The sequence below is a fragment of the Actinacidiphila sp. DG2A-62 genome, assembly GCF_035825295.1.
Classification (GTDB): Bacteria; Actinomycetota; Actinomycetes; order Streptomycetales; family Streptomycetaceae; genus Actinacidiphila.
In genome coordinates, this window is the sequence record NZ_JAYMGI010000002.1 from 2035663 (window position 1) to 2051573 (window position 15911).

Below are 15911 nucleotides of genomic sequence, written 5' to 3' on the forward strand. Positions count from 1 at the left end.
ACGGTTTGGCATGCACACCGCACACCGCACACCGTATTCACCCCCTCACCGGAGGTAACCCGTGCGCACGCGCCGCGTGACCCGCACCCGCACCCGCACCGCACTGCTGACCGCCGGCGGCCTGGCCGCCGCCTCCGCCGGGCTGTGGGCGGGCCTCGGCGCCGACGCCCAGGCGGCGGGCTCGGTGCCGACCCCCGACCACACCGTGGTCGTGGTGATGGAGAACCACGCGTACAGCCAGGTGATCGGCAGCTCCAGCGCCCCGTACATCAACTCGCTGAAGTCCGGCGGCGGCAACCTCACCCAGAGCCACGCCATCACGCACCCCAGCCAGCCCAACTACTACGCGCTCTTCTCCGGCTCCACGCAGGGCGTCACCGACGACAGCTGCGTCACGCCGGGCTTCAGCTCCGCGGCCAACCTCGGCTCCGAGGTGATCGCGGCCGGCAAGACCTGGGCCAGCTACAACGAGACGCTGCCCAGCGCCGGTTCGACCGTGTGCAAGAGCGGCGACTACGCGCAGAAGCACAACCCGTGGTTCGGCTTCAGCAACGTGCCGACGTCGACCGCGAAGACCTTCGCGCAGTTCCCGACCGACTACTCGACGCTGCCGCGGGTCTCCTTCGTCACGCCGAACCTGTGCAGCGACATGCACGACTGCTCGGTGTCCACCGGCGACACCTGGATCAAGAACAACCTCGGCGGCTACGCGACCTGGGCCAAGACCCACAACAGCCTGCTCGTCATCACCTTCGACGAGGACAACTCGCTGAGCGGCAACCGGATCCCGACGGTGTTCTACGGCCAGCCGGTGACCGCGGGCAGCTCCACCGCCACCACGTACAACCACTACAACCTCCTGCGCACCCTGGAGGACCTGGCGGGCGTCTCCTCGCACGCCGGCCAGGCCGCCTCCGCGTCCGACATCACCGGGATCTGGGCCGGCTGACGGATGTACCTCAGCGAGAGCCGCCGCGGCACTCCCGCGGCGCCCGCGCCGGAGGCGGCGTCCCCGTCCCCGGTCACGCCCGCGGCCACGCCCCCGGCGGCGGGCACGGGCACGGCCGCGGACACGGGCACGGCCGCGGGCGGGCGCCGCGCGGGCACGGCCGTCGGCGCCACCGTGCTGGCGCTGGGCACGGTCAGCCTGGTCACCGACATCTCCTCGGAGATGGTCACCGCGGTGCTGCCGCTGTACCTGGTGACCGGGCTCGGCCTGTCCCCGCTCGGCTTCGGCCTGCTGGACGGCGTGTACAACGGTTTCAGCGCGCTGGTCCGGCTGGTCGGCGGCCACCTCGCCGACCGCGGCGGCCGGCACAAGGCGGTGGCCGCGGCCGGCTACGGCCTGTCGGCGCTGTGCAAGCCGCTGCTGCTGGCCGTGCACACCCTGCCGCTGATCGGCGCGGTGCTCGCGGCGGACCGCACCGGCAAGGGGCTGCGCACCGCGCCGCGCGACGCCATGATCTCCCTGTCCGCCCCGCCCGAGCGGCGCGGCCGCGCCTTCGGCGTGCACCGTGCGATGGACACCACCGGCGCCCTGCTCGGCCCGCTCGCCGCCTTCCTGATCCTGCGTCAGGCGGCGGACGGCTACGACGCGGTGTTCACGGTGAGCTTCTGCGTCGCGGCTGCGGGCGTGGTGGTGCTGCTGCTCTTCGTCCCGGCGCGGGCGTCCGGCCTCGGGTCCGCCCGGCGGGAGGCCGAACGCCCGTCGCTGCGGGCCGCGGCGGCCCTGCTGAACCGGCGCGAGCTGCGCGGACTCACGCTGTGCGCGGTGGCGTTGGGCCTGGCGACGGTCAGTGACTCGTTCGTCTACCTACTGCTGCAGCGCCGGCTCGGCGTGCCCGACCGCTGGTTCGCGCTGCTGCCGCTCGGCACCGCGGCGGCCTTCCTGCTGCTGGCCGTGCCGCTCGGCCGCTGGGCGGACCGGGTGGGCCGCTGGCGGGTCTTCGTCGGCGGCCATGTCGCGCTGCTGCTCGCGTACGGGCTGCTGCTGTCGTCGCTGCGCGCGGGCGTGCTCCCGTACGCCGTGCTGGCGCTGCACGGCGCCTTCTACGCCGCGACGGACGGCGTGCTGATGGCCGCGGCGGCCGGTTCCGTGCCGGCGGCGCTGCGGTCCAGCGGGCTCGCGCTGGTGCAGACCGGTCAGGCGGCGGCCCGTTTCGTCTGCTCGCTCGGCTTCGGCGCGGCGTGGACGGCGTGGGGCGACCGCTCGGCGCTGAGCGGGGCCGCGGTCGCGCTGGTGGTGAGCGTGGCGCTGGCGCTGGCGCTGCGGCCGCGCGAGGGCGGGGGCGCGCCGGGGACGATCCGGGGGGCTGCGCGCACATGACCGTACGCGGCAAGGTGCTCGTGCTGCTCGCCTGCGTGGTGGTGCTGGTCTGCGTGGCGGGCGCGGCGGTGTGGCACGCGGCGGAGCGGGCCGACCGGAAGAACCAGGTGCAGGCGGGCGGGCCGGTGGTGCGCCCGGGGGCGGTGTCCCTGGCGCCGGACGGCGGGGCCGCGGCGGCGCGATCACAAGGACAAGAACGATCACAAGGACAGGAACAGGGTCAGGCAGCGGCGAGCGGTACGTCCGGCCCGCGGATCGTCTTCCGGTCGATGGCCTGGGGCCCGCACCGCGACGAGCTGACCAGCGTCCCCGCGGGCGCCCCGAACGGCCCGCGCACCGCGTCCGGCGTGAGGTGCCTGCGCTTCTACGCGGCCGGCGGCACCGGCATCTGCCTGCAGGCGGTGCGGGGGCCGGTCAGCGACACGTACCGCGCGGTGGTGCTGGACGCGCGGCTGCGCCCGGTGCGCACCGTCGCGCTGGCCGGCATCCCGACCCGGGCCCGGGTCTCGCCCAGCGGCCGGATGGTCGCCTGGACGGTGTTCGTCGGCGGCGACTCGTACGCGGGCACGAACTTCTCCACCCGGACCTCGATCCTCGACACCCGCACCGGCGTCCTCCAGCCGACCCTGGAGGACTACGCGGTGACGCGCGGCGGCCACCGCGTCAGGGCCGCCGACGTCAACTTCTGGGGCGTCACCTTCGCCGACGACACCACCTTCTACGCGACGCTGGCCACCGGCGGCCGCACGTACCTGATCCGCGGCGACACCGCGACGCGCACGGCGGTCACGCTGCGCACCAACGTCGAGTGCCCCTCGCTCTCCCCCGACGGCACCCGCATCGCCTTCAAGAAGCGGGTCCCCGGCCTGTCCTCCGACGCTCCCTGGCGGCTGTACGTCCTGGACCTGGCCACCCTGCGCGACCACCCCACCGCCGAGACCCGCGACGTCGACGACCAGGCCGTCTGGTCCGACGACCACACCCTCGTCTACGCCCTCCCCGGCGACTACGGCTCCGACCTCTACGCCGTCCCCGCCGCCGGCCCGGCCACCCGCGCCTGCTGACCCCCTCCGCCCTCTCCCCCGCCTGGATCCCCTGACCGCCCGCCGGCCCTACAGCACCGGCAGGTTCTTCCGCAGCTCGAAGGCCGTGACCTCGGAGCGGTACTCCTCCCACTCCTGCTTCTTGTTGCGCAGGAAGAAGTCGAAGACGTGCTCCCCGAGGGTCTCGGCGACCAGTTCGCTGCGCTCCATCAGGGCGATCGCCTCGCCGAGGTTCTGCGGGAGGGGCTCGATGCCCAGGGCGCGGCGCTCCGCGTCGGACAGGGCCCACACGTCGTCGTCGGCGCCGGCGGGCAGTTCCAGGCCCTCCTGGATGCCCTTCATGCCGGCCGCGAGGAGGACGGCGTAGGACAGGTAGGGGTTGGCGCCGGAGTCCAGCGAGCGGACCTCGACGCGGGTCGAGCCGGTCTTGCCGGGCTTGTACATCGGCACCCGAATCAGCGCCGAGCGGTTGTTGTGGCCCCAGCAGATGTACGAGGGGGCCTCGCCGCCCGCGCCGGCGGTGCGCTGCGAACCGCCCCAGATCCGCTTGTAGGAGTTCACCCACTGGTTGGTGACCGCGGAGATCTCGCCCGCGTAGCGCAGCAGTCCCGCGATGAAGGAGCGGCCGACCTTGGAGAGCTGGAACTCCGCGCCGGACTCGTAGAACGCGTTGCGATCGCCCTCGAAGAGCGACAGGTGCGAGTGCATGCCGGAGCCGGGGTGCTCGGAGAACGGCTTGGGCATGAACGTCGCGTGCACCCCCTGCTCCAGCGCGACCTGCTTCATGACCAGGCGGAACGTCATGATGTTGTCGGCGGTGGACAGCGCGTCGGCGTACCGCAGGTCGATCTCCTGCTGGCCGGGCGCGCCCTCGTGGTGCGAGAACTCCACCGAGATGCCCATCGACTCCAGCATCGTGATGGCCTGGCGGCGGAAGTCCATGCCGACGTTCTGCGGGGTGTGGTCGAAGTAGCCGGAGTTGTCCGCAGGGGTCGGCCGGCCGCTGTCCAGCGGCTTGTCCTTGAGCAGGTAGAACTCGATCTCCGGGTGCGTGTAGAAGGTGAAGCCCAGGTCGGAGGTCTTGGCCAGGGCCCGCTTGAGGACGTAGCGCGGGTCGGCGTAGGAGGGCGAGCCGTCGGGCATCAGGATGTCGCAGAACATCCGCGCGGTGCCGGGCGCCTCGGCGCGCCAGGGCAGCACCTGGAACGTGCCCGGGTCCGGCTTGGCGATCATGTCCGACTCGTACACCCGGGCGAAGCCCTCGATCGCCGAGCCGTCGAAGCCGATCCCCTCGTCGAACGCCTGCTCCAGCTCGGCGGGGGCGACCGCGACCGACTTCAGATAGCCGAGCACGTCGGTGAACCACAGCCGAACGAAGCGGATGTCGCGCTCCTCCAGGGTGCGGAGAACGAACTCCTGCTGCTTGTCCATATCCATCCATCCTTGCGAGCTCGGCCTGCCCCGCGGACGGCCGCGGCGGGGGTCACGAGCATTGCACCACACCGTTTCGGCCGCGTTGCCGTCCCCGCTCCCCCATAGGGCTCATCGTGCCCATAGTGCACGGGGGAATCCCCATCGTGCCCCGGGGAGGGCCCGCGACGCCCGCGGGGGCGGGCTCAGCCGAAGGTGTCGATGGACGCGATCTTCCAGGAGCCGCCCTGCCGTACGGCGTCCACGGCGAACATCGCCGCCGCGTAGGTGCTGCCGCCGGCGCTGGCCGAGGACGCGGTGCTGGTGTTGCGCTGGTCGGCGTAGACCAGCACCCGGGCCCGGTCGCCGTCGATGGTGACCACGCCGGTGTCGGTGACGGTCGTGGTCAGCACGAGCTTCTTCGCCGGGGCCTGGGCGCGCACCTGGGCCAGCATCGTGGCGTACTGCCGCACGGCTCGGCCGGTCAGCACCCGCGCGGCGGCGGCGTCGGTGCGGGCGGTGTCGGCGTAGTCGTACGAGAAGACCGCGTCGACGTCCTGCGCGATCGCGCCCTTGACCTCGCTGGTACGGGCGGTGTCGGTCAGCGCGGTGTTGCCGGTGGCGGAGGAGTCGCGCAGGTCCGAGGCGCGGTGCGCGGCCCACGCGGCGAAGCCGCCGAGCAGCACGGTGAGCAGCGCGAGGGCGCCGGCCAGGACGGCGGTGCGGGAGAGGCGGCGCAGGGCGGTCCGGGCGGCCGACGCGGCGGGCTCGGGCGACGCGGTGGACTCGGCCGACGCGGCGGGCTCGGCGGCGTGCGCGTCGTCGGCTTCCGCGGTACGCGGCTGGGCCGGCCGTACGGTCCGGGGTCGGGCGACCGTGGCGGCGGACGCGGCGGCGAGGCGGCGCTGCCGGTTGATCAGGTGGCGGGTGGTCGACATGGCGGCTGGCGGTCCTCTCGCGGTACGCGGTACGGCGGCGGTGCGGTGGGCGGTGCGGCGCTACCGGCCCGGGGACGGCTGACCTGTTCCGGAATCGGCACCGGAGCCGGCGCTGGAGTCGGCTGCGGTGTCCGCGCTGTCGCCGAGGGGGGCCTGGCCCAGGGCGCTGAGCTTCCAGCCCGCCGGGGTGCGGGTCAGCTCGCCGAGCATCCGGCTCTCCTTCACCGACGGCCCGCCCTTCGGCGCCCGCACGGTGATCCGCAGCGCTACCATCACGCTGGCCTTGCCCGCCCTCGTGTCCAGCTCGGTGACCGCGCCGGACAGCACCTTCGCGGTGCTCACCGTCTGCGCCTGCCGCACTTCCTTGACGAAGTCGGCGCGGCCCTGGACGAGTTGGGAGTGCAGTTCGCCGGTAGTGCTGGACTCCCACACGTCCAGGCCGTGGTCGACGTCGCCGTGGTCGAGGGTGTTCATGTTCTGCACGGCCTGTTCGCCCGCGGCCAGCACGGTGTCCCGGGCGCGGGCGAACGCCGCGTCGTCGTCGTGCGCGGCCGAGTACCACGCCCAGCCGCCCCACGCGGCGGCGACCGCGGCGGCCACGACGAGGGCGAGGGCGGCCAGCACGAGGGGCGTGACCCGGCCGAGCGGGCCCCCGCGATGCTCCGTGCCGGCCGCGGTGTCCTCGCGACCCTCCTGACCGTCCGCCGTTACCTCGCGGCCCTCGCGGCCCTCGCGGTCGTTGCGGTCCTCGCGGTCGTCGCGGTCCTCGCCGTCCTCCCGGGCCGCCTCGTCCGGGTCCTGCGGCCTCGCGGACGGTGTGTCCGGCGTGCTCGCGCGCATGTCGTGTCTCCCCCTAGCGTGCGGTGAGTTCGGTGATCCGCCAGTGGCCGCCGCTGTACTGCGCGGTCACCGAGAGCTGGGCGGCGGCGCTGGTCGCGGCGCCGCCGGCGCGCTGGGCGGTCTGGTCGAGGAAGACCAGCAGCCGGGCGCGGTGGCCGGTGAGCGAGACGACGCCCGCCCGGACCACCCGCGTGGTCAGCGTCAGCCGCTGGCTCGCGACCTGCTCTCTGATCTGCGCGAACAGCGACTGGTACTGCGTCGCCGCGTGGCCCGCGAGCACGTCGCGCGCGGCCTGCGCGGTGGACTGGGTGTCGTCGGGCGTGTAGGCGAAGACGCGGGTCAGCGCGTTGCTGACGTCGCCGGTCACCTGGTCGGTGGCCGCGGTGTCGGTCAGCGCGCGGTTGCCGGTGGCCGCGGGGTCCCGCAGCTGCGCCGCCGCGTACAGCAGCCAACCGGACGCGAGCACCGCGGCCAGCAGCACGGCGACCGCGGCGACCCGCCGCCGCGGCCACCGCGCGGCGCGCCGCAGGAGCCGCCGGAGGCGGCCGGGAGCGGCGGGAGCCGCGGCCTCGACGCCGACGGCGGTCTCGGCCTCGGCCTCGGCATCGGCGGCCTCGACGCCGACGGCTTCCGCGGTCGCGCCCACAGCGGTCGCGCCCACAGCGGCTTCGGCGTCGGCGACCTCAGCCGTCGCGGCCTCCGTCGCCTCCGCGTCCGTCGCCTCCGCGTCCGTCGCCTCGGGCGGGTGGTGGGTCGTGGTCATGCCCGGGTCCTTCCGTCAGCTCGCGCCGAGGGGCACGGCGGTGAGCGCGGTGAGCTTCCAGGTGCCGCCGGTGCGGGACAGGGCGGCCTCGAAGCGTTTGCGGTCGGAGGTGGCCGCGCCCGAGGCCAGGGTGGTGCGTACGGACACGGTGGCGATGAGCCGCGCGGTGCCGGCGCGGGTGTCGAGTTCGGTGACCGCGGCGTCGGTGACGTCGCCGCTCGCGGTGGTGTCCGCGGCCTTGAGCCGTCCGGCGTCGGAGGTGTGGCTGCGGGTGAGCTGGTCGTGCAGCGGTCCCGACGTCACGTCGAGCCAGGCCGCCAGGTCGCGGTCGACGTGGCCGCGCTCGACGCTGGTCACCCGGGCGATGTCCGCCCGGCCCGCGTCGAGGGCGGCGTCGCGCGCCTTGCCGTAGCCGAGCGCGCCGTCGCCGCGGGTGTCGGCGTAGACCCAGCCGGAGACGCCGAGCAACACCGCGGCGGCCGTCCACGCCGCGGCCCAGGCGAGCGTACGTCCCCCGGGCCGCCGTCCCCTGCGGGCCGCCTTCGCCGCGGGCGGGTCCACGACGACGGCGGAGGCCGTGGAGGCAGCGGCGGAGGAGGCCGTGGAAGCACCGGCAGCCGCAGCAGCACCGGCAGCCGCGGCGGCCGGCTCGTCGTGCGTCGTCATGGCGTGTCCCCCAGACCGAGGAGGCCCGCGAGCGTGGTCGGGGCGGCGGACGGCAGCGCGGGAAGGCCCAGCGCGCCGGGGAGTGCGGGTGCGGCGGCGGACCGCGCCGCCTGCGCGCCGGACGCGTTGGACGTACCGGATGTACCGGATGTGCCGGCGGCGCTGGAGGACGTGCCCGTCGTCGCCGTGGTGGACGTCGGCAGGACCGAGCCGGGCTGCGCCGGTTCCGGCACCCCGCCGCCGCTCGGTGCGTGCGCCGAGCCGCGGACGTCGCGGCCGGAGGAGGCCGGGGAGGTGCAGCGCGCGGCGGTGTTGAGGGCCGTGGCCGGCGCGCTGGTGTCCAGCCCGTTGCGGTAGACGGTGCCGCCGTAGCCGGAGGTGCACGGCAGCGGTGAGAAGAAGGTGACGGCCATCCCGAAGTTGACGCCCTGCGCGGTGACCGCGGTGGAGCCTGCCGCGACCACGGCGGGCACCTTGACCAGGAACTCCTGGATGCCGTGCTGCCGGGTGACCGCGACGTCGGAGGTGGTGAGCAGGTTGGCGAGCACCACGCTCAGGTCGGGGCCGACGTCCCGCAGCAGCGCGCTGACCTGGCCCGCGGCCTCGGGCGTCGCGGCGATCAGCCGGCGCAGGTCGGCGTCGGAGGAGTCGAGTCGCGCGGCCAGCTGACTGGCGTTGGCGGCGAAGGACCTGATCGCGTCGCCCTCCTCGGCCTGGGTGCGCAGCACGGTCTGCCCGTCGACCATCAGCTGGGTGTCGACGGGCAGGTTGGCGTCGGCGGCGGAGACGAACGCGCTGCTGTTGTCCAGCAGCGACTGGAGGTTGGTCGCCTGCCCGTCGAAGGCCTGGCCGAACTCGTCGACGACCGTGCGCAGGCTGTCCAGCGGCACCGAACCGGCCAGGCTGTCGACGCTGGTGAGCAGGTCGGTGACGGGCGCGGGCACGCTCGCGTCGGCCGCGGCGATCCGTGAGCCGTCGTGCAGGAAGGGGCCCTGGTCGGTGCTCGGCCGCAGGTCGACGTACTCCTCGCCGACCGCGGACAGGTCGGCGACCACGGCCTTGAGGCGGCTGGGGATGCGTGGCGCGGAGTCGTCGATCCGCAAGGTGGCCTCGACGCCCCGGTCGGTGAGCGACACATCGCCGACGCGGCCCACCGAGACGCCGCGGTAGGTGACGTCGGCGTGCTTGAACAGGCCGCCCGCCTCGGGGAGTTCGACCTTCACGTCGTAGTAGCCGCTGAGCCCGACGTAGCGGCCGAGGTCGGCGTAGCGCACCCCGATGTAGCCGAGCACGAGGACGGCGACGAGCAGGAAGGCGATGTTCTTGGCGACGGTGGTCCTCGTCAGCATCAGCGGCCCTCCGTGGTGGTGACCGAGGGCAGCGGCAGCGGCAGCCCGCCCTGTTTCTTCGCCGCGGGGGCGTCGGTGGGCGTGGGGGTGGGGCCGACGCCGGGGTAGGTGCTGTCGTCGGGTTGCAGCGCCGGGACGATCCGGGTGCCGGGCGCGGCGGTCATGTCGAGGTAGACGTTGAGGTAGTCGCCCTTGACGCCGTTGAGGACCTCGTCGGTGAAGGGGTAGGTGACCAGGACCTGGAGGGAGTCGGGCAGGTCCTTGCCGGAGTCGGCGAGCCGCTGGAGCGTGGGCGCCAGCGCCTTGAGGTCGGCGACCATGTCGTCCTTGCTGCGGTTGACGGTGTCGACCGCGACGCCGGACAGCGTGTCGAGCGAGCGCAGCATGGTGACGAGCGAACCGCGCTGCTGCTCCAGCACTTTGAGGCCGGGGCTGAGTCCGGTGAGCACGGTGCCGATCTGCCGGTCGCGGGCGGCGAGCGTCGCGGAGAGCTGGTTGACGCCGTCGAGGGCGTCGGTGATGTCCTGCTTGTGCGTGTCGAGGTCGCCGACCAGCGTGTTCACCTGGGTGAGCATGTCGCGGATCTGCGGCTCGTTGCCGGTGAGCGCCGCGTTCAGCTGGGTACTGATGGTCTTCAACTGCTGGATGCCGCCGCCGTTGAGCAGCATGGACAGCGCGCCGAAGACCTCCTCGACCTCGGGGTTGCGGTTGGTCCGCGCGATCGGGATGACGTCGCCGGCGCGCAGCCGCCCGCCGGCGCTCTCGCCGGTCGGCGGCCCGGACAGCTCGATGTACTTCTCGCCGAGCAGGCTGGACTGCTCCAGGTGCGCGTAGGCGTTGGCCGGCAGCACCACCTTGCCGTTGACCTTCATGGTCACCACGGCCTGCCAACCCGCCCGGTCCGCCGTCCCCTTGCCGTGGTCGTCGGCCAGGCTGATGCCGGTGACCCGGCCGACCGCGACGTCGTTGACGCGTACCGACGCCTGCGGGACCAGGTCCAGCACGTCGGCGAACCGGGCCTTGACGGTGTAGGGGTGGGCGCCGAGGTCGGCGCCGCCGGGCAGCGGGATGTCCTGCACGCCGCCGAAACCGCAGCCGGTCAGGGCGAGTCCGAGGGCCGCGGCGCCGGCGGCGGCGGTCGCGATACGGGCCCGGGCCGTCGTGCGCGTCATCGGTCGGCTCCGTTCGCGGCGTGGGCGGGGCCGACCGCGGGCAGCGGCAGCGGCAGGTCGGCCGGCGGGGACGCGGCGTTCGGCGTACCGGTGGAGGCGCCGGTCCCGGCCGGCGTGGAGCCGCCCGCGGTGGCCGCCTTCCTCGGGGTGGTCAGCGGTCCGCCCATGCTCAGCTCGTTGATGTCCGCGCGGCCGTCGAGAGCCCCGGTCCTCGGGTTGTACGCGTTGAGCACGTTGTCCGCGGCCAGCGGCGCGGTGTCGAGGAGTTCGGCGAGCGAGGCGCGCTGGTCGACCAGGGTCTGCGTGATGGGTTCGAGCTTGGTGACGCTGGTCTTCAGGCGGGCGCGGTTGTCCTGGACGAAGGTCTTCACCTGGCCGAGGGCGGTGGACAGTTGCCGCAGCGCGCCGGCGAGGTTCTCCTTGTCGTCGGCCAGGAAGCCGCTGACGGTGGAGAGTTGGTCGGTGGCGGCCTTCACCTTGCCGTCGTTGGCCTTCAGCATCGCGGTGAAGGACTGGAGGTAGGACAGCGTGGCGAACAGGTCGTCGCTGCGGCCGTTGAGCGTCTTGGAGGCCGCGCCGAGCTGGGCGATGCTGTCGCCGATGGCCTTGCCGTTGCCGTCGAGGTTGGCCGCGCCGGTGTCCAGCAGGTCGGACAGGGCGCCGGTGGCGTTGGCGCCGTTCGGGCCGAGGGCCTTGCTGAGCTGCGTGACGCTGTCGTAGAGCTGGTCGACCTCGACCGGGGTGGCGGTGCGGGTGGCGGGGATGACCGCGTGGTCCTTCAGCCGCGGGCCGCCGGTGTAGGCGGGGGTGAGCTGGACGTAGCGGTCGGCGACGACGCTGGGCGCGACGACGACCGCGCCCGCGCCGGCCGGCACCTTGACGCCGTGGTCGAGGGTGAGGGTGACCTTCACCTGGGTGCCCTGGGGCGTCACCGCGTCGACCGTGCCCACCTTGACGCCGAGGACGCGCAGGTCGGAGCCGGGGTAGACGCCCACGGCGTGGTCGAAGTAGGCGGTGACGCGGGTGCCGCCGGGGCCGCCGAAGGCCAGCAGGCCGGCGGTGACGGCGCCGGCCGCGATCACGGCGAGCACGATGGCCAGGGACAGCGCGCGCCGTCCCAGGAGCGCGGTCATGAGGCGCCTCCGGTCGCCTTGGGGGGCATGCAGCCGGTGGTCGGCGGGGTGCCCTTCGGCAGGTAGTTCCTGGGCACCAGGCCGCACAGGTAGCTGTCGAACCAGCGGCCGTTGCCGAGGGTGTTGCCGACCAGCCGGTAGTACGGCCCGGCGAGCGCCAGCGCCTTGTCCAGGCCGGCCTGGTTGGCGTCCAGCACGGTGGTGACGCGGTCCAACGCGTCGAGGGTGGGCGCGAGTTGCCGGTTGTTGTCGGCGACCAGGCCGCTGAGCTGGGTGCCCAGGTTCTGGGTGCCGACGAGCAGGTCGTGGATGGCGTCGCGGCGCTTGTTCAGCTCGTCGAGCAGCAGGTTGCCGTCCGAGACGAGCGCCTGGAAGCGGCCGTTCTGGTCCGACAGCGTCTTGGTGAGCTGCTTGCTGCCGGAGAGCAGGTCGGCGAGTTCGGCGTCGCGGCTGGAGACCGTCTTGGACAGCGCGGCCAGGCCGGTGGCGGCGCTGCGCACCGAGGCGGGGGTGTCCTTGAACGTCTCGGAGATCGTCTCGAAGCTCGCGGCGAGCTGCGCGGTGTCGATCGCGCCGAAGGTGCGGCCGAGGCCGTTGAACGCCTCGGTGACGTCGTACGGCGAGGTGGTGCGGGTCTTGGGGATGCGCTGGGCGGGGTCCTGCGGGCGGCTGCCGAGCGGGTCGACGGCCAGGTACTTCTCGCCGAGCAGCGTCTTGATGCCGATCGCGGCGGTGCTGGCGTCGCCGATCCAGGTGTGCCGGACCCGGAAGGTGACCTTGACCTTGTCGCCGTCCAGCGAGACGCCGGTGACCTTGCCGACCTTGACGCCGGCCACCCTGACCTCGTTGCCCGGGCGCAGCCCCGCGGCCTCGCTGAAGTCCGCGGAGTAGGAGGTGCCGCCGCCGATCACCGGCAGCGCGTCGGCGTTGTACGCGACCAGGCCGGCCAGCACCAGCAGCGCCAGGCCGATCGCGCCGACCAGGACGGGGTTGCGGTGCCGCAGCGGTGTGAACAGCGGGCGGCCGCGGCGAGCGGGGGCGCGCAGCCGCAGCCGGCGCGGCGCGCGGAACCTGGGCCTCATGACCGGCACCTCGCTTCGGTGATGGCGATGCCGGTGGGCGGCGCGCTGCCGTCGGAGGTGCGGACCCCGGAGACGGTGGCCTGGCAGAGGTAGAGGTTGAGCCAGGAGCCGTAGGAGGCGGTCCGGCCCACCGCCTCGAACTTGCGCGGCGTCTGCTTCAGGAAGTCCTCCAGCTGCGGGCTGTTGTCGGCGAGGTTGGTGGACAGCCGGCCGAGCTGGGCGATGGAGTCCTTCAGCGGCGCCCGGCCGTCGTCGAGCAGTCCGGCGGTGCTGGTGGTGAGCTGGGAGATCGCGGTGATCGACTGACCGATCGGCTCGCGGTCCTGGGAGAAGCCGGTGACCAGCTGCTGGAGCGAGGCCACCAGGTCGTCGAAGCCGGCCTCGCGGGTGTTGACGGTGGTCAGCACCGAGTTGAGGTTGTCGATGACCTGGCCGATCACCTGGTCCTTGGCGGCGAGCGTGGTGGTGACCGAGCCGACGTCGCTGATCAGGCTGTCGACGGTGCCGCCCTCGCCCTGGAGCACCTCGACGATCTCCCCGGCCAGTTTGTTGACCTCGGTGGGCGACAGGCCCTGGAAGAGCGGCTGGAAGCCGTTGAACAGCTGGGTGAGGTCCAGGGCGGGGGTGGTGCGGTCCAGCGGGATGGTGGCGCCGGGGCGCAGCACCCCGCCGACCGGTCCGGTGCCCTGGGCGAGGTCGATGTAGCGCTGGCCGACCATGTTGAGGTACTTGATGGTCGCGGTCGCCGACGCGGGCAGCACCCGGCCCTTCTGCACCGAGAAGTGCACCTGGGCGTAGCGGCGGTCGACGACCTTGATCGAGTCGACCTGGCCGACCTTGACGCCGGCGATGCGCACGCTGTCGCCGGAGACCAGTCCCGTGGTGTCGGTGAACCGGGCGTTGTAGCCGGTGGTGTCGCCGACTCCCGCGCCGGCGATGCTGACCGCGAGCACGGCGGTGGCGAAGGCGGTGACCAGCACGAAGATCAGCGATTTGACGATCGGCCCGGTCAGGCTGCGGCGCTTCACCGCACCGTCACCTCCGTCCCGCGGAAGACCGGCCCGGTCAGCAGGCTGCTCCAGTCCGGCAGTGACTGCGGCGCGGCGTCCATGGAGGGCGCGAGGAGTTCGTTGACCAGTTCGTTCTCCTGCGGGGAGTTGGCCAGCGGCGCGGTGCCGCGGCCGGTGTACGGGACGGGGTAGCACTGCGGGCCGCCGGTCGCGTCGTAGACCGGGGTGTCCTTGCCCGGGGTGTACTTGCCGCGGGAGGGCTCGGTGCTGACGTCCACGTGCAGACCGGGCTGCCCGGTGCCCTTGCCGAGCGCCTTGTCCATGACCGGCACGAAGTCGGCGAGGGTGCGCAGCGTGCAGGGGAAGGACGGGGCGTACCGCGCGAGCAGGCCGAGGGTGCCGCGGCTGTCGGCGGACAGCCGGATGAGGTTGTCCCTGTTCTGCCGCAGGTAGGTGGTCAGGTCCTGCGCGGTGGCGGTGGCCGTGCCGTACAGGGTGCTGAGGTTCGCCTGCTCCTGGGCGATGGTGCCGCTGGTCCTGGTGAAGTCGGTCAGGGCCTGCACGATGTCGGGCGCGGCGTCGTCGTAGACGTGGCTGACGGTCACGAGCTGCTCGATGTCGTCGTTGAGGGCCGGCAGTTGGGGGTTGAGCCCCCGCAGGTAGCGGTCCAGCTGGACGAGGGTGGTGCCGAGCTCGGCGCCGCGGCCGTCGAGGGCGGTGGCCACCGCGTTGAGGGTGGCCGACAGCTTCTGCGGCTGGACGGCGGTCAGCAGCGGCATCACGTGGTCCAGGACCTGCTGGAGCTCGATGGCGTCGCCGGAGCGGTCCTGCGGGATGAGCGCGTGCGCGCGGAGCGTGGGTCCGCCGGGAGCGCTGCCGGCCGGCGGCACCAGCGCGACGAAGCGGGCGCCGAAGAGGGTGGTGGGCAGCATCTGGGCGGTGACGCCGGCCGGGATGCGGTGCAGCTGCCCGGGGTCGAGGGCCAGGGTCAGCCGGGCGCCGTCGCCGTCGGCGTGGATGGCCTCGACCCGGCCGACGACGACGCCGCGGACCTTCACGTCGGCGCCCAGGTGCATCTCGTTGCCGGCGCTGCCGGTGACCACGGTGACGGTGGCCTCGTCGCTGAAGTCCTTGTCGTAGACGGCGACGGCGAGCCACGCCAGCAGCGCGGGGATCAGCAGGAAGACGATGCCGGCGGTGCGGCGGCGGGCGGTGGCCGCGCGCGTCCCGCGCGGTGCGGGCGGCGGCGGGGGCGAGGGCGCGGCGGCGGGCTGCGGCAGCGTGTCGGCGGCGGTCATCCGGCCACCCGCACGGTGGTGGTGGCGCCCCAGATCGCCAGCGACAGGAAGAAGTCGGTGATCGAGATGATCACGATGGCGTTGCGCACCGAGCGGCCCACCGCGATGCCGACGCCGGCCGGGCCGCCCTTGGCGGTGTAGCCGTAGTAGCAGTGCGCGAGGATCACCACGACGCTGAAGATCAGCACCTTCAGCGTGGACAGCAGCACGTCCTCGGGGGCCAGGAACAGGGTGAAGTAGTGGTCGTAGGTGCCCTTGGACTGGCCGTTGACCCACACCGTGACCAGCCGGGAGGCGGCGTAGCTGCTGAGCAGGCCGATGCCGTAGAGCGGCACGATCGCCACCACGCCGGCGATGATCCGGGTGGTGACCAGGTACGGCATGGAGCGGATGCCCATGCCCTCCAGCGCGTCGACCTCCTCGTTGATGCGCATCGCGCCGAGCTGTGCGGTGAAGCCGGCGCCGACGGTCGCCGACAGCGCCAGGCCGGCCACCAGCGGGGCGATCTCACGGGTGTTGAAGTAGGCGGAGATGAAGCCGGTGAACGCGGTGGTGCCCAGCTCGTTCATCGCCGCGTAGCCCTGGAGGCCGACGACGGTTCCGGTGGCGAGCGTCATGCCGATCATCACGCCGACGGTGCCGCCGATCACGCCGAGGCCGCCGCTGCCGAAGGCGACCTCGGCCAGCAGCCGCTGCACCTCTTTGATGTAGCGGCGCAGGGTGCGCGGGATCCACAGCACGGCGGTGATGTGGAAGATCAGGTGGTCGCCGGTCTCGTCCAGCCAGCGCAGCCAGCGGGTGGCCGAGCGCCGGGGGCGGGGCCGCGGGCCGGGGGGCGGCGGCTCGGCCGGCGGTGCGTCCTTGTCGAGCAGGGCCATCGC

At 73.5% G+C, this 15911-nt stretch carries 14 protein-coding genes and 1 pseudogene; 3 read left to right on the top strand and 12 right to left on the bottom strand.

The window, feature by feature from the left end:
• Positions 1-76 precede the first annotated feature (76 nt).
• The 3 genes and pseudogenes from VSR01_RS08995 to VSR01_RS09005 all read left to right on the top strand — a co-directional run bounded on the left by VSR01_RS08995 (position 77) and on the right by VSR01_RS09005 (position 3425).
• Positions 77-949, top strand: a complete 873-nt coding sequence (locus VSR01_RS08995; RefSeq protein WP_326453568.1) for an alkaline phosphatase family protein — start codon at positions 77-79, stop codon at positions 947-949.
• 3 nt (positions 950-952) lie between these two features.
• Entirely contained in the window at positions 953-2326 is a 1374-nt protein-coding gene (locus VSR01_RS09000) for an MFS transporter (RefSeq protein ID WP_326448723.1), read from the top strand.
• Positions 2323-3425 (top strand): annotated as a pseudogene (locus tag VSR01_RS09005) (TolB family protein). Before VSR01_RS09000 ends, VSR01_RS09005 begins: the two are co-directional and overlap by 4 nt.
• Positions 3426-3438: 13 nt before the next feature.
• Here VSR01_RS09005 and VSR01_RS09010 read toward each other — a convergent pair.
• The 12 genes from VSR01_RS09010 to VSR01_RS09065 all read right to left on the bottom strand — a co-directional run bounded on the left by VSR01_RS09010 (position 3439) and on the right by VSR01_RS09065 (position 15908).
• Positions 3439-4800 (bottom strand): glutamine synthetase family protein, encoded by a 1362-nt coding sequence (locus VSR01_RS09010; protein WP_326448724.1) that lies wholly within the window; start codon positions 4798-4800, stop codon positions 3439-3441.
• A gap of 185 nt (positions 4801-4985) precedes the next feature.
• A complete protein-coding gene (locus VSR01_RS09015) occupies positions 4986-5717 on the bottom strand; it encodes a hypothetical protein (RefSeq protein WP_326448725.1) in 732 nt (243 codons plus the stop codon).
• Between the two features lie 60 nt (positions 5718-5777).
• Positions 5778-6341, bottom strand: a complete 564-nt coding sequence (locus VSR01_RS09020) for a nuclear transport factor 2 family protein (protein WP_326453569.1) — start codon at positions 6339-6341, stop codon at positions 5778-5780.
• Between the two features lie 229 nt (positions 6342-6570).
• Complete coding sequence (locus VSR01_RS09025; protein ID WP_326448726.1) at positions 6571-7320, bottom strand: hypothetical protein; 750 nt, start codon at positions 7318-7320, stop codon at positions 6571-6573.
• Between the two features lie 15 nt (positions 7321-7335).
• Entirely contained in the window at positions 7336-7986 is a 651-nt protein-coding gene (locus VSR01_RS09030; RefSeq protein ID WP_326448727.1) for a hypothetical protein, read from the bottom strand.
• Positions 7983-9335, bottom strand: coding sequence for an MlaD family protein (locus tag VSR01_RS09035; RefSeq protein ID WP_326448728.1), 1353 nt, complete (start codon positions 9333-9335; stop codon positions 7983-7985). Before VSR01_RS09035 ends, VSR01_RS09030 begins: the two co-directional genes overlap by 4 nt.
• On the bottom strand, positions 9335-10507 hold the full coding sequence (locus VSR01_RS09040; protein WP_326448729.1) for an MCE family protein: 1173 nt from the start codon (positions 10505-10507) through the stop codon (positions 9335-9337). Before VSR01_RS09040 ends, VSR01_RS09035 begins: the two co-directional genes overlap by 1 nt.
• Complete coding sequence (locus VSR01_RS09045) at positions 10504-11640, bottom strand: MCE family protein (RefSeq protein ID WP_326448730.1); 1137 nt, start codon at positions 11638-11640, stop codon at positions 10504-10506. Before VSR01_RS09045 ends, VSR01_RS09040 begins: the two co-directional genes overlap by 4 nt.
• On the bottom strand, positions 11637-12722 hold the full coding sequence (locus VSR01_RS09050; RefSeq protein WP_326448731.1) for an MCE family protein: 1086 nt from the start codon (positions 12720-12722) through the stop codon (positions 11637-11639). The genes VSR01_RS09045 and VSR01_RS09050 overlap by 4 nt, the downstream gene beginning before the upstream one ends.
• On the bottom strand, positions 12719-13750 hold the full coding sequence (locus VSR01_RS09055; protein ID WP_326448732.1) for an MCE family protein: 1032 nt from the start codon (positions 13748-13750) through the stop codon (positions 12719-12721). The genes VSR01_RS09050 and VSR01_RS09055 overlap by 4 nt, the downstream gene beginning before the upstream one ends.
• Positions 13747-15030, bottom strand: a complete 1284-nt coding sequence (locus VSR01_RS09060; RefSeq protein ID WP_326448733.1) for an MCE family protein — start codon at positions 15028-15030, stop codon at positions 13747-13749. Before VSR01_RS09060 ends, VSR01_RS09055 begins: the two co-directional genes overlap by 4 nt.
• Positions 15027-15908 carry an MlaE family ABC transporter permease gene (locus VSR01_RS09065; RefSeq protein WP_326448734.1) on the bottom strand — a complete coding sequence of 294 codons (882 nt, stop codon included), beginning with the start codon at positions 15906-15908 and terminating at the stop codon, positions 15027-15029. Before VSR01_RS09065 ends, VSR01_RS09060 begins: the two co-directional genes overlap by 4 nt.
• Between the last annotated feature and the right edge of the window lie 3 nt (positions 15909-15911).

Coding starts and splice junctions, on each gene's coding strand:
- VSR01_RS09000 (WP_326448723.1), top strand. CDS start 953: ATGTACCTCAGCGAGAGCCGCCGCGGCACTCCCGCGGCGCCCGCGCCG.
- VSR01_RS09010 (WP_326448724.1), bottom strand. CDS start 4,800: ATGGACAAGCAGCAGGAGTTCGTTCTCCGCACCCTGGAGGAGCGCGAC.
- VSR01_RS09015 (WP_326448725.1), bottom strand. CDS start 5,717: ATGTCGACCACCCGCCACCTGATCAACCGGCAGCGCCGCCTCGCCGCC.
- VSR01_RS09025 (WP_326448726.1), bottom strand. CDS start 7,320: ATGACCACGACCCACCACCCGCCCGAGGCGACGGACGCGGAGGCGACG.
- VSR01_RS09030 (WP_326448727.1), bottom strand. CDS start 7,986: ATGACGACGCACGACGAGCCGGCCGCCGCGGCTGCCGGTGCTGCTGCG.
- VSR01_RS09035 (WP_326448728.1), bottom strand. CDS start 9,335: ATGCTGACGAGGACCACCGTCGCCAAGAACATCGCCTTCCTGCTCGTC.
- VSR01_RS09040 (WP_326448729.1), bottom strand. CDS start 10,507: ATGACGCGCACGACGGCCCGGGCCCGTATCGCGACCGCCGCCGCCGGC.
- VSR01_RS09045 (WP_326448730.1), bottom strand. CDS start 11,640: ATGACCGCGCTCCTGGGACGGCGCGCGCTGTCCCTGGCCATCGTGCTC.
- VSR01_RS09050 (WP_326448731.1), bottom strand. CDS start 12,722: ATGAGGCCCAGGTTCCGCGCGCCGCGCCGGCTGCGGCTGCGCGCCCCC.
- VSR01_RS09060 (WP_326448733.1), bottom strand. CDS start 15,030: ATGACCGCCGCCGACACGCTGCCGCAGCCCGCCGCCGCGCCCTCGCCC.
- VSR01_RS09065 (WP_326448734.1), bottom strand. CDS start 15,908: ATGGCCCTGCTCGACAAGGACGCACCGCCGGCCGAGCCGCCGCCCCCC.